Source organism: Blastomonas natatoria (genome assembly GCF_003201955.1).
Classification (GTDB): Bacteria; Pseudomonadota; Alphaproteobacteria; order Sphingomonadales; family Sphingomonadaceae; genus Blastomonas; species Blastomonas natatoria.
Genome location: NZ_QJJM01000004.1, coordinates 235,194 through 247,807 on the forward strand (window position 1 = coordinate 235,194; position 12,614 = coordinate 247,807).

Consider the following 12,614-nt stretch of genomic DNA (forward strand, 5'->3'; position numbering starts at 1 on the left):
TCGTTGATTGATATGCGACATATCAATGTTGGCGAGGCGATGCAATCGGGGTAAAGCCGGTTATGGCCAAAAACGATCCACCCGCCGAACTGCAAGATCCGCTTGATGATTTGCTCGGCTATCAGCTGCGCCGGGCCTCGAGCGTGATGATGGCGGATCTTGCCAACTCGCTGCGCGAGACGGGCCTGCGGCCGGTCGAGGCCTCGATCCTGCTGGTCATCGAGTCATCCCCGGGCTGCACCCAGAGCGATATCGGAAGGCTGCTCGCCATCAAGCGGGCGAACATGGTGCCGTTGATTGCGGGCCTTGCCCGGCGCGATCTGATCTACCGCGCCCCGGTTGACGGCCGCTCCCAGGCCCTGTTCCTGTCTCCGGCAGGAGAAGCGCTGGCCTGCGATGCGCGCCGGGCCATCGACACGCATGAACAGGGTTTCCGGTCGCTGTTCGACGAGACGATCGCTTCGCAGCTGCTGGATGCCCTGCGCCAGATCCGCACACATGGCTGAACACGGGCAATAGCTGGGCGCGGATCGGCGAGGCGTGCTCGCGGACCGGAACTCAGCCGGGCTTGTCCAGCATGAAATAGAGCGCCGCGACCAGAGGCACCGTCGCGATCAGGCCCCAGACCAGCCATTGCCGGGCCAGCGCGCGATAGCCTTCGGGCACTGGTGCGCCATGCTCAAAGGCTCTTGCCATGCGCGCCTGGCGCACCTGGATCGGAATCAGCAGGCCCAGCCAGATCACGCCCGCCGCGACAAAGCAGATCTGGCTCCACAAAAGCCATGCCGGGCCGGGAAAATCATAGCGCGCCTCGTACATCGCGCCATAGCCGCCGATGATCGTCAGCACGATGCCGGGTACGGTGAGGCCGAAATCGGTGCCGGTGACCATGCGCTGGCCGAAGCCGATGATCGACGCATCGCGGGTCCGGTCGGCAAAGACCTTCCAGACCGCAGTCACCGTGATGTTGCCGAGCAGCAGGATGATGCCGAGCACATGGGCAAATTTGTAGATCGCAAATGTCGTCATGGCCCCGCCCTGCATGGCTGACCCCGTCAGCCCCCTGGGCACGATAGACTGAAGGCGGCGCGCATGTCTGCCACTTTTTCAAGCCTTCGCAACGCCCTTGGCCATTGCGAGCCCGCTTGTACGCCCCGTTGGCCAGGCGCATGAGCTCCCCAGCCTCATAGACCAGAATTGATTGGTTGCGCTTCGGGCATCATTCTGGCCTATGATATGCACCCGACACCATGGGGAAGCCTGCCATGCCCGATCGGGAACCGTTGATTGACCGCAAGTTCGCCAGCCGGGTCGACTGGAACCTGTTGCGCACCTTTGTCGACATCGTCCGGGCAGGCGGCATCGGCGCCGCCGCGCGCAAGCTCAATCGCCAGCAGCCGAGCATCAGTGCCGCATTGAAGCGGCTCGAGGAGCATGTCGGCACGACGCTTCTGATTCGCACCGCCACCGGGGTGGAGATGACCGCAGCAGGCAAGGCGATGATGGCCTTGTGCGAGGACATGCTCGAATCCGCCCGGATGATGCCGCACCAGATCGCTCAGGCGACCAAGCGCGTCGAAGGTTTCGTCCGCATCCAGATCGTCTCCGGGCTGATCTCGCCCGAATTCGACGAGGCGATAGCCAGCTTCCATCGCCGCAACCCGGACATCCATATCGAGATCCGCGTGTCGCCCTGGCGCCAGGTGCTTGATGCTCTCGAACAGGGTGAGGTCGAGATCGGGGTCAGCTATGATGCCAGCGTGCGCGGCGGGCTAATGTACGAACCGCTGCTCGTCGAACGCCAGCAGCTTTACTGCTCGCGCTCCAGTCCGCATTTCGGCCATCGGTTCAGTCGTCTCAACGAACTGCGCGACGACCATTTCGTGCTGACGGGTGACGACGAGATCGAACTCATCACGCATCTGCGGCGCCGCAACGGGCTGGGAACCAAGGTCAGCGGAATGGCTGAAGACATCAACGAGGCGCAGCGGCTGATCCGGCTTGGTGTCGGCATCGGTTTTCTCCCGGTCCTCGCGGCCGAGGAAGATGTTGCCAAGGGTCGGCTCTGGCCGATGCTCTATGCCGATATCGAGCCCGCCTATGACATCTACCTGCTCGCCCGCACCGATCCGGCGCGCGACACGGCCACCCAGCTGTTCTGGGACGAGGTTTTCCGACGGGTCAGGGCCATGCGCGAGGCATAGCTCCAGTCTATGACTTTCATCATTTTTTTGCGCCTCCCCCCATGATGCAGTGCAGCGCAGACTTCCGGCAGGATCCGGAGCTGCGTGATGACCCTCAAGAAGACGATTTTCGATCACATCCCGCCTGCCATGATCGCGCTGGTCCTGCTTTTCTGGGCCTTTGCGCCGAAGGAACTGACAAGCATTCCCTGGATGCTGATCGTGACGTCTTCTGCCATCACCCTGACCGTGCTCCTGCTCGAATTCGCGCATGAACGGCATGCAGGCTGGCGGATGAACTGGCAGGAGTTTCGCACCGACCTGTTCTATGTCGTGCTGAGCTCGACCGTCATCGCCTGGCTCAGCAAGACACTGGCCGAGGATCCGCTGCTCGCACTCAAGGACTGGCTGGGCGTCAGCACCGCCTGGATGGCACAGGTGCCGTGGCTGGTGCAGGTGATCATGGTCGTCGTCATCCTGGAATTCGGCCAGTACTGGATGCACCGGCTGATGCACAATGTGACGCCGTTCTGGCTGACCCATGCGCCGCATCATCACATCACCCAGCTCAACGCTGCCAAGGGCTATGTCGGCAACCCGATCGAGCTGTTCCTCATCAGTCTGAGCGTCCTCGCCTTTTTCGACTTCGAGATGACAGCGCTGTTTGCCGGGCTCAACACGCTCAATGTCATTTCCACCTTCGCGCACGCCAATGTGAAGGCCGATCCGCCGATCTGGTATTCGTTCTTCTTCACCACCATCCGCCACCACAGCCTGCACCATTCGACCGACTACGAGGCAACCCGCTGCAATTACGGCAATTCGCTGATCCTGCTCGATCGCATCTTCGGCACGTACAAGGAAGGCGAAGGTGTGCTGGTGGGTCAGGACGATCGCAAGCGGCTGACAATCTGGGAACAGACGATCTTCCCCTTCGTGCCGCTGCTTGATCGCTTCAAGGCGCGTCGAGACGGCAATGGCGGGAGCAGCGCCCCGGCATGATCGGCCTGCGAACCCGGCGGATCGACGCAGCGCGCGAGGCCCTGTCGCTCGGCGACCTCGAGACGACGCACCGGCTGGCGGCATCGCTGATCAGTGACAACCCGCGCGATGCCGAGGGCCATTTTCTGCTCGGCGCGGTTCTATCGAGCGCAGGCCAGGTCGTGCAGGCCATCGCCAGCCTCGAGCGCGCGGTGGCGCTCGATGCGAGAGGCGAATATCGCGCACAGCTCGCCAAGCTCTATGCGATGGTCCGGCGTGAGGGCGATGCCGCCGTCGTGCTGGAACAGGCCGAAACAGCGCTACCCGCAGATGCGCTCAGCCGGGACACCATGGGCTGTGTTTATGCGCGGCTTGGCAACCATCATGCCGCCCTCGCCCATTTCCGCGGGGCCGTGCGGATCGAGCCCGACGACGGCGAGTTTCGCTACAACCTTGCCGTCACGCTCAACTTCCTGGGCCAGATCGACGAGGCGGAGCAGCAGCTGGAAACGTTGATCGCGATGGCGCCCGATCAGGCGCGCGCGCATCATCTGCTCGCCAGCCTGCGCAAGCAGAGCGCAGCCAGCAATCATGTTGCCAGGCTGGGCCAGACCTATGCGCGGGCGCGCGAAGGCCGCGATCGCCTGCTTCTGGGCTATGCGCTGGCCAAGGAACTCGAAGACATCGGCGAACCCGAGCGCGCGCTGGACATATTGTGCGAAGCCAATGGCGAACATCGCCGCGCGCTCGATTACGAATTTGATCGCGATGCTGCCAATTTCGACGCGATCGAGGCGGCCTGGGACGGCGTGAAGGCAGCGCCGCAGACCGATACGGCTGCCGACGCACCGATCTTCATCATCGGGATGCCGCGTACCGGCACGACCCTGGTTGATCGCATTCTCTCCTCGCATCCCGCTGTGGAAAGCGCTGGCGAACTGCAGGCGATGCCGCTCGCCGTGAAGCGCGCTGCGGCAACCCGCAGCCGCAATGTGCTCGACCCGGAAACGGTCGCAGCCGCCGCCTGCACCGATATGGGTGCGATTGGCCACGATTATCTGGAGCGCGCAAGACACCATCGGCGCAACCCCGAGCTTCGCTTCATCGACAAGTTTCCCGGCAATTTCCAGTATGTTGGCTTCATCGCACGGGCACTGCCGAAGGCCCGGATCATCTGCCTGCGCCGCCACCCGATGGATACGGTGCTGAGCAACTTCCGCAATCTTTTCGCGGTCAGTTCCCGCTATTACGATTACAGCTACGACCTGCTCGACATCGCCGCCTATTACGTACGGTTCGATCGGCTGATGCGCTTCTGGGCCGAAGCGCTACCGGGCCGCGTGCTGCAAATGCGCTATGAGGATCTGGTGGCCGATCAGCAGGGCCAGACCCACCGCCTGCTCGACCATGCCGGGCTCGGCTGGTCGGACGATTGCCTGTCCTTCCATACCAACAGCGCGCCCGTGTCGACGCCCAGCGCCGCGCAGGTGCGGCGACCGATCTATGGCGATTCGGTCGCCCGCTGGAAGCGCCATGCCGATGTACTGGCCCCGGTCGCCTGGTTTTTCGAACAGCACGGCATCGATGCCGGATGATGAGGAGTGCACTGCCGATGATGCGCCTGACCCTGATTGCCGCAACTGCGCTGGCTGCCGTACCGGCGCTGGCCCAGGCGGAACCATTGCCGCGCACCAGGCTGGTCGAATGCGGAGTCGAAAGCTGCCTGCAGGTTTCGGGCCGGCGCGCAAGCATCGACGCTCCGATCAGTATCAATGGCCATGAAGTGCCAACCACCGGACGCCGTTTCTGGAAGGCGCGCATACCGGTGAGCGAGGTGCGGCGCTGGGCCGCACCCTTTGACCGCAACGTGACAGTTTCGGTGGAAAATGAAGAGCATATCGCGCGATTGCCGGTCGGCATGCTGGGCACCCGCGGGGACCTCGCGATGCTGGTGGTCTCGGTCAAGTAATAACGGAGGCAACGCAAAGTAATAAAAGTACAAGATTGGGTTATATATTGAAAGTTTTCTCCCGCAGGGCTATATCAGCCCCAGCGGCCGCAGAGCTGCACCCGTCCGTTGCAGGAGAAGACCCATGAAAATCCGGCTCGTGGCGCTTGCCACTGTCACCCTTGCGCTGTCCGCCACCGGCGCTGCCGCTACCGAAAACCCCTTTGCCAAGGACAAGGCTGTCCTGAATCTCCAGGATCTCGACCTGTCGACCGCTGACGGTCAGCAGCGCCTTGCCATCCGCGTCGATCAGGCCGCCCGCACCGTGTGCGGCGATCGCCTGTCGAGCGTGCATCTCGCAGCCCAAGCCAAGGCGCAGGAATGCCGTGCGTCGGTTGCTTCCGATGTGCGTGCCCAGATCGAACAGCGTCTCGCTCGCGCAGATACCGCATCGGGCAAAAGGCTGGCCTCGCTGCGTTGATGCTCTTGACCTGATCCGCGACCGGCCAAACCTCTTGAGGGAACGCCCGGTCGCGGAAAGGTCATTGCGCCGGAGCCAGGATCGGTTCTGGCCACCAGGTCAGCGTGTGCACATCATGCGCCGAAGTCCACAGACCACCGCTGGCATAGCGCAGCGCGCCGCTGCCCTCCGCCTTGCCCATCCGCGCGACGACCGCGAGGCTTTCGGGATCGATCGCGACAAAGGTCTGGTCCTCTGTGGTGCGAAGCCACACCATGCCTTTTCCGGTATCGATATCGCCATAGGCCAGCACCTTGCCCACCTTGGCGCGCCCGGTCACCTCGCCAGTCGAAGGGTCGATCCGAGCTACCGTGCCATCACCCTGTTCCTGCACCCAGATCGCACCCTCGCCCGCCGCCGAAAAGGCCGGCGATTTGCCCATGGCAATCGTCTTTGTCACGGCATTGGTGGCAGGGTCGATCCGCTGCACGGTCCTGCCTTCGCTGCTGATCGCCCAGACGGCGTCGAACCCGGAGGTGAGGTAATGCGTCCCCGGCGTCACGGCGATGGTCGCAATGACTCTATTGGTCGCCGGATCGATGCGCGACACCACACCCTTGTTGTCGCTCGCCACCCAGATCGAGCCTGCGCCCGCCACCACGTTCAGCTCTCCCTTGGGATTGGCGATGCCGGTGGCAATCGTGGCGACCTTTTCGGCCTTGGCCGTATTGATGCGGACGAGCGCGTTTTCCTTGCAATCGGCAACCCACAGGCTCCCGGCATGGATCGCCATCGCGCCGCAGGGCCGCGCCATCTCGACCGCCGCCTGCTTGCCGCTGCGTGACCAGCGCTCGACCCGGCCCGCGTTGGTCGCCCAGACGCCGTCGCCTTCCACCGCGAGAAAATCGGCAAAGCCCGGCACGTCGATCACCTGTTCGGCCGACGCCGGCGTGACAATCAGCGCGGAGAAACCTGCGGCCACGGCAGCGGCAGTCTTGCGGAACTTGGTCATATTCAGCCCTTCCCTTCTGCGTTCAGTTCAGGCCATTTGCGCGATATAGGCGCGCCAGCCGCCCAGATGCGTGATGTCCTCCGCGCCCTCGAGCGCGCGCGGTTCGGCAACGAAACCCTTGACGCTGGAGCCGTCGGCCAGCGTCACCGTGCCGATCGCCAGCGGCGGCGGCACCTCGACGGTGAAGCTGCCGAACTCGGCCACGCCCAGTTCGTACACCTCGACCGCAATCGACGCCCCCTCGCCCGTGTGCACCAAGGCAGGCTTGGGCGGAACGCTATTGGCAATCGCATAGAGCCGGTATTCCGGCGCAGTCTCGAACGCGCCGACGAACTTCGCATCACGCGAGGTGAGTTGCCAGTGCAGCGGCATGTCCTTCAGATGCGCGCCGACGACGGCGAGTTTCACGGTCTGCATTTTGCCCTCCAGATCAAGCGGGGGTGGGGATGGAAGCGACGCCGCGGCAAGATAGGCGTCGGCCGTGTCGAGCAGCGCGCGGTCGGTATCCGCCGGGCCGATCAGCGTGATACCAAAGCCAGTGCCGTTGCCGCGCGCCCCAGCAGGCACGGCGAGCGCGGCCATATCGAGCAGGTTGACGAAATTGGTGTAGAAGCCGAGCGCGCTGTTGAGCGCGATCGGTGCGGCGAGCATCTCGCTCACGCGATAGGTCGTTCCCGCAGTCGGGAAGGCCATCACGTCGATGCTCTCCCAGAGTTGGTCGGCATGACGCTTGAGCTCGGCGAGCCTGTAAATGCCTTTGAACAGATCGACCGCTTTTGTCTCCAGCCCTGCCGCGACGATCTCGCGCACGGTGGGGTCGATGGCATCCGGGTTGCTGACGAGCAGGTCGGCCAGCGCGGCAGTCCGTTCCGCCACCCAGGGGCCGCCATAGAGCAGCTGTGCTGCTTCCTGCAGCGGAGCGTAATCGATCTCGACCACGGTCCCCAGGCCCGCGAGCACCTCCAGCGCCTTGTCGTAGAGATATTCCGCTTCGACATCGCCGAAGAACATCCGCTGGTCGCGCCGCAGCACGCCGATGGTGCGATGGCCACGCGGCTGATCGGCGAGCGGTTTGGAATAGGCGTCAGCCGCATCGAACCCCGCGACGATGGAATCGATCAGCCGCGCATCGGCGCTATCGTCGGTGAACACCGTGATGCAGTCGAGCGTGCGGCAGGCCGGCACCAGCCCCCGGTTGCTCCACCGCCCCTTGCTGGGCTTGAACCCGATCAGATGCTGGAAGGCCGCAGGCACGCGCCCCGAGCCTGCGGTGTCAGTGCCCAGCGCAAAGGCGACCAGCCCCGCAGCCACGGCGCTCGCCGAACCCGAGCTTGACCCGCCGCTGACATAGGCCAGGTTATGCGCGTTGCGCGGCGCGCCATAGGGGCTGCGCGTGCCGTTCAGGCCGGTGGCGAACTGGTCGAGATTGGTCTTGCCGACGCACAACGCACCCGCCGCCAGCAGCTTCTCGACGACGCTGGCCGAGGCTTCCGGTGCATAGGCGAAGGCCGGGCATGCCGCCGTGGTCTGAAAGCCGGCAACATCGATATTGTCCTTCACCGCGAACGGCACGCCGGCGAGCGGCAGATGCTCCCCCGCCGCGACCCGCGCATCGATTGCCTGCGCAGCCTCCAGAAGGGCTTCGGGCGACGCGCGGCTGATCCAGATTTGCGGCTGAACCGCATCATAGGCCGCGATCCGCCTGAGCGCGGCTTCGGCCTCGGCCACCGCGCTGCTCTGGCCGGTCCGCACCGCCGCTGCGATGCCCGCAGCGCTGAGGCGAAAGGCTGCGCTCATGCGTGCCTCGTCAGCGCCAGGATCGGCTCGCCAGGCTGCACTGATTGCCGCTCCTTGGCATAGAGCGCCGCGACCGTGCCTGCACCGGGGCTGTCGACGCGGCATTCCATCTTCATCGCCTCGATGATCGCAATGGCATCGCCCGCCGCGACCTCGTCGCCGACATTGACCAGCATCTTCCAGACGCTGCCGCCGAACGGCGTCTCGATCAGGTCCGCGCCTTCGGGCACTTCCACCGCTGCGCTTTCGGCAACCGGCGCATCCGCCGGATCGAGCCGGTCGAACTCGCCCAGACGCTGCCATTCGGCGCGCTCGGCATCGAACGCGGCTTGGCGGCTGGCCTCATAGGCGGCGATGGATTCGGCATTGTCAGCAAGGAAGGCGCGATAATCGGCGAGGCGGAATTCGGACGGCTCGATGCGGATCGACCGCCTGCCACTCGGGAAATCGCGCCGCCATTCGGCCAGTTCCTCGGCGCTGACCGGATAGAAGCGGATCTGGTCGAAAAAGCGCAGCAGCCAAGGCTTGCCCTCGGTGAAAGCCTCGGTCTGGCGATAGGTGTTCCACACCTGGATCGTGCGCCCGAACAGCTGATAGCCGCCCGGCCCCTCCATGCCGTAGATGCACATGTACGCGCCGCCGATCCCGACGACATTGGGCGGGGTCCAGGTGCGCGCCGGATTGTACTTGGTTGTCACCAGCCGGTGGCGCGGATCGACCGGGGTCGCAACCGGCGCACCCAGATAGACATCGCCCAGACCCAGCACGAGATAGTTGGTCTCGAAGATCAGATTCTCGACCGCTGCCGCATCGGGCAAGCCGTTGATGCGGCGGATGAATTCGATATTGTCGGGGCACCAGGGCGCATCGTCGCGCACCGTGCCCATATATTTCTCTATCGTCTCGATCGTCGCCGGGTCGCGCCAGCTCAACGGCAGATGCACGATGCGCGAGGGGATGGTGAAATCCTCGAGATCGCCGAGCCGCTCTTCGGCTGCCATCAGCGCGGCGAGCGCTGCGGCCTGGTTCATCGTGCTGCCGTCGAAATGGAACTGCAGCGAGCGGATGCCGGGCACGATGTCGATCACGCCGGGCAGCGCCATGCGCTCGAGCTCGGTCAGCAGCGCCTGCACCCGGATGCGCAGCTCGATATCGAGCACGATCGGACCATATTCGACCAGGATGTTGCGGTCGCCCTGCTGGCGATAGACGGTGCGCGGGCGGCTCGGTCCTTCAGCGATGATGCCCAGGATCGGCGAAAGTGTCTCGATCGGACGCGCAGGGCTCTGCATATGCCCCTCGCCGGTCGCCACCAGCCGCCGCTGCAGGCTGTCTGCAGCAAAGGCATCGTGCGCGTTGACGGGGACAAAGCGCAATTTGTCACCGGGCGCGAGCTGCCCGATCTTCCAGCGGTCCGCCGCGATCACCACGAACGGGCAGACGAAGCCGCCGAGCGAAGGCCCATCCGGCCCCAGGATGATCGGCATGTCGCCGGTGAAATCGACCGCGCCGATGGCATAGGGATTGTCGTGGATGTTCGACGGGTGCAGCCCCGCCTCGCCGCCATCCTTGCGCGCCCATTGCGGCTTGGGACCGATCAGGCGCACACCGGTGCGGTTCGAATTGTAATGCACCTGCCAGTCGGCAGTGATCAGCGTGTCGATATCTTCGGGCGTGAAGAAATCGGGCGCTCCGTGCGGGCCATAGAGCACGCGCAGCGTCCATTCGCTGCCGATCTCGGGCAGCGCGACTTGCGCCAGCGGCTCGGTCGTCGGCCCGTGCGCCAGATGCAGCGTATCGCCCGCGAGCAGCCGCCGCGCGGCATGGCCGCCGAACTGGCCCAGTTCGAACGTGCTGGTGCTGCCGAGATAGGGCGCGATATCGAGCCCGCCTGCAAACAGGATATAGCCGCGCAGCCCCCCGCCTGTCGCGCGACCCAGGCTCAGCGTCTGGCCTGCCGCGACATCCACCGGCGCACCGCGCGCCACCGGAGCGCCATCAATCGTCGCACCAAAATCCGCGCCCATCAGGCAAATGCGCGCATCGGCGTTGAACAGGAGCGTCGGGCCGGTCAGCGTCAGTTCGAGCCCGGACGTACCTTCGGGATTGCCGAGCAGCCGGTTGCCCAGCCGGAACGACTGGTCGTCCATCGGCCCCGAGGGCGGCACGCCGACCGCCCAGAGCTTCTGCCGCCCCGGCCAGTCCTGCACGCTGGTAGCGGTGCCGCCGCTCACCACCTGGATGCTCTGCGGAAAATAGGCCACGCTTTCGAGCGCGCGCGTCGAGACCTCGCCAGTAACGAAGGCCGGCGCGCGCACCACCTCGCGCAGCCAGCGCAGGTTGCTCTCGATACCGTCGACGCGTGACTGGTCGAGCGCGGTCTGCATCGCGGCGACCGCAAGTTCGCGCGTCTCGGCATGCACGATCAGCTTGGCGAGCATCGGATCGTACCAGCTGCTCACCGTGCTGCCCGCCATCACCCAGGTTTCCGTGCGGATGTCTTCCGGGAAGCGCACCGAGGTCAGCGTGCCCGAGGTCGGACGGTAATCCTGCGCAGGATCCTCGGCATAGAGCCGCACCTGCACCGAATGGCCCCTGGGCGCGGTCGGCGCGCTGCCCAGAAACGCAAAATCGCCCTGCCCGCCGCGCACCATCCATTCGACCAGATCGATGCCGAACACCTCTTCGGTGACGCCATGTTCGACCTGAAGCCGGGTGTTCATTTCCAGGAAAAAGAACTCCTTGCGCTCGGCATCGTAGAGGAATTCCACTGTCCCTGCCGAGCGATAGCGCGCTGCTTCGCCCAGCCGGATCGCGGCGGCGTAAAGTTCGGCGCGGATGGAATCGGGCAGCAATGGCGCGGGCGCTTCCTCCACGACCTTCTGGTTGCGCCGCTGCAGCGAGCAGTCACGTTCGCCCAGCGCCACGACGCGGCCCTCGCCATCGCCGAAAATCTGCACCTCGATATGCCGGGCGCGGCGGATGAAACGCTCGAGGAATACCCCGGAATCGCCGAAATTGCCCTGACCGAGCCGCGCCACCGTGGCAAAGCCTTCGCGCACGTCGTCGGCAGTCTCGCACACGCGCATACCGATGCCGCCGCCGCCCGCCGTGGCCTTTAGCATGACCGGAAAGCCGATGCGCTCGGCCGCCTCGACCGCTTCGGCCTCGTCGGTCAGCAGGTCGGTGCCGGGCGCGAGCGGCACATCGTGCGCCGCGGCGAGCGCGCGCGCGCTATGCTTGAGACCGAAGGTGCGGATATTGTCGGGATCGGGCCCTATGAACACGATCCCCGCCACCGCGCAGCTTTCCGCAAACTCGGCATTTTCGGCGAGAAAGCCATAGCCCGGATGGATCGCCCCTGCCCCGGTCGCCTTGGCGGCGTCGAGAATGGCGGCAACGTTGAGATAGCTCTCGCTCGCCCGTGCCGGGCCGATGCACACCGCCTCATCGGCGAGCGCCACATGCAGCGAATCCTCGTCGGCCTCCGAATAGACCGCGACCGAGCGAAGCCCCATCTTGCGCAGCGTCCGGATGATCCGCGTCGCGATGGCGCCGCGATTGGCGATGAGAACGGTGTCGTAGCTCATGCGGTGACGATCATGCGCACAGGCGTGGGGTTGAAGCCGTTGCAGGGGTTGTTGATCTGCGGACAGTTGGAAACGACCACGGTCACGTCCATCTCGGCGCGCAGATCGACCGTCAGGCCCGGCGCGCTGATACCATCGACAATGCCGAGCGAGCCGTCGGCTTCCACCGGAACGTTCATGAAGAAGTTGATGTTCGAGACGATGTCGCGCTTGCCGCGCCCCTCGATCAGGTTTGCCTCCAGGAAATTCTCGACACAGGCATGTTCGGACTTGGTGTGATGACCATAGCGCAAAGTGTTGGATTCACACGAGCACGCACCGCCGATCGTGTCGTGATAATCGACTGCGGTGCCGACAATCTTCATCATCGCTCGCCCCTCGTTGGAGCGCAGCACGCTACCTTTCCGCAGGAACAGGTTGCCCTGCGCGGCCACCGTATCCTGCGCGCTGTAGCGTTCGGCATCGTCGGCGGTGGAATAGAGCAGGAAATCGACCGCCTGGTTGCCTTCCAGATCGACGATGCGCAGCGTCTGCCCGGCGGCGATATGGTGCAGCCAGGGCGCGCGCGCAGGCACGATCTCATCGTGAACGATGGAGCCGGACAGGCCAGCGATATGGGGATCGGCGCTCATTCGGGCAAACT

The 12,614-nt window shown here is 64.7% G+C and carries 11 protein-coding genes; 6 read left to right on the forward strand and 5 right to left on the reverse strand.

The annotated features are described in order from the left end of the window. The first annotated feature begins 62 nt into the window (after positions 1–62). Entirely contained in the window at positions 63–506 is a 444-nt protein-coding gene (locus tag C7451_RS06800; protein WP_110298197.1) for a MarR family winged helix-turn-helix transcriptional regulator, read from the forward strand. A 52-nt stretch (positions 507–558) separates the two neighbouring features. Here the strand turns inward: C7451_RS06800 and C7451_RS06805 are convergent, their stop codons facing one another. Further along, on the reverse strand, positions 559–1,029 hold the full coding sequence (locus tag C7451_RS06805) for a DUF2269 family protein (RefSeq protein WP_110298278.1): 471 nt from the start codon (positions 1,027–1,029) through the stop codon (positions 559–561). 236 nt (positions 1,030–1,265) lie between these two features. Between C7451_RS06805 and C7451_RS06810 the strand changes: the two genes are divergently transcribed. From C7451_RS06810 to C7451_RS06830, 5 genes are all read left to right on the forward strand, one after another. Further along, positions 1,266–2,204, forward strand: a complete 939-nt coding sequence (locus tag C7451_RS06810; RefSeq protein ID WP_110298279.1) for a LysR family transcriptional regulator — start codon at positions 1,266–1,268, stop codon at positions 2,202–2,204. An 87-nt stretch (positions 2,205–2,291) separates the two neighbouring features. Then, entirely contained in the window at positions 2,292–3,185 is an 894-nt protein-coding gene (locus C7451_RS06815) for a sterol desaturase family protein (RefSeq protein ID WP_110298198.1), read from the forward strand. Next, positions 3,182–4,759, forward strand: a complete 1,578-nt coding sequence (locus C7451_RS06820) for a tetratricopeptide repeat-containing sulfotransferase family protein (RefSeq protein WP_110298199.1) — start codon at positions 3,182–3,184, stop codon at positions 4,757–4,759. The genes C7451_RS06815 and C7451_RS06820 overlap by 4 nt, the downstream gene beginning before the upstream one ends. 17 nt (positions 4,760–4,776) lie before the next feature. Continuing rightward, positions 4,777–5,133 (forward strand): hypothetical protein, encoded by a 357-nt coding sequence (locus tag C7451_RS06825; RefSeq protein ID WP_110298280.1) that lies wholly within the window; start codon positions 4,777–4,779, stop codon positions 5,131–5,133. Between the two features lie 124 nt (positions 5,134–5,257). Beyond that, entirely contained in the window at positions 5,258–5,593 is a 336-nt protein-coding gene (locus C7451_RS06830) for a UrcA family protein (RefSeq protein WP_110298200.1), read from the forward strand. A 61-nt stretch (positions 5,594–5,654) separates the two neighbouring features. On the opposite strand, the gene C7451_RS06835 is transcribed toward C7451_RS06830, so the two are convergent. Genes C7451_RS06835 through C7451_RS06850 form a run of 4 tightly spaced genes read right to left on the reverse strand, consistent with a single transcriptional unit; the run spans position 5,655 to position 12,603 of the window. Continuing rightward, positions 5,655–6,584, reverse strand: a complete 930-nt coding sequence (locus tag C7451_RS06835) for a Vgb family protein (RefSeq protein ID WP_110298201.1) — start codon at positions 6,582–6,584, stop codon at positions 5,655–5,657. A gap of 27 nt (positions 6,585–6,611) precedes the next feature. Then, positions 6,612–8,381, reverse strand: a complete 1,770-nt coding sequence (gene atzF / locus C7451_RS06840; RefSeq protein ID WP_110298202.1) for an allophanate hydrolase — start codon at positions 8,379–8,381, stop codon at positions 6,612–6,614. Then, positions 8,378–11,971 (reverse strand): urea carboxylase, encoded by a 3,594-nt coding sequence (gene uca, locus C7451_RS06845; RefSeq protein ID WP_110298203.1) that lies wholly within the window; start codon positions 11,969–11,971, stop codon positions 8,378–8,380. Before uca ends, atzF begins: the two co-directional genes overlap by 4 nt. Then, a complete protein-coding gene (locus C7451_RS06850) occupies positions 11,968–12,603 on the reverse strand; it encodes an urea amidolyase associated protein UAAP2 (protein ID WP_110298204.1) in 636 nt (211 codons plus the stop codon). The genes uca and C7451_RS06850 overlap by 4 nt, the downstream gene beginning before the upstream one ends. Between the last annotated feature and the right edge of the window lie 11 nt (positions 12,604–12,614).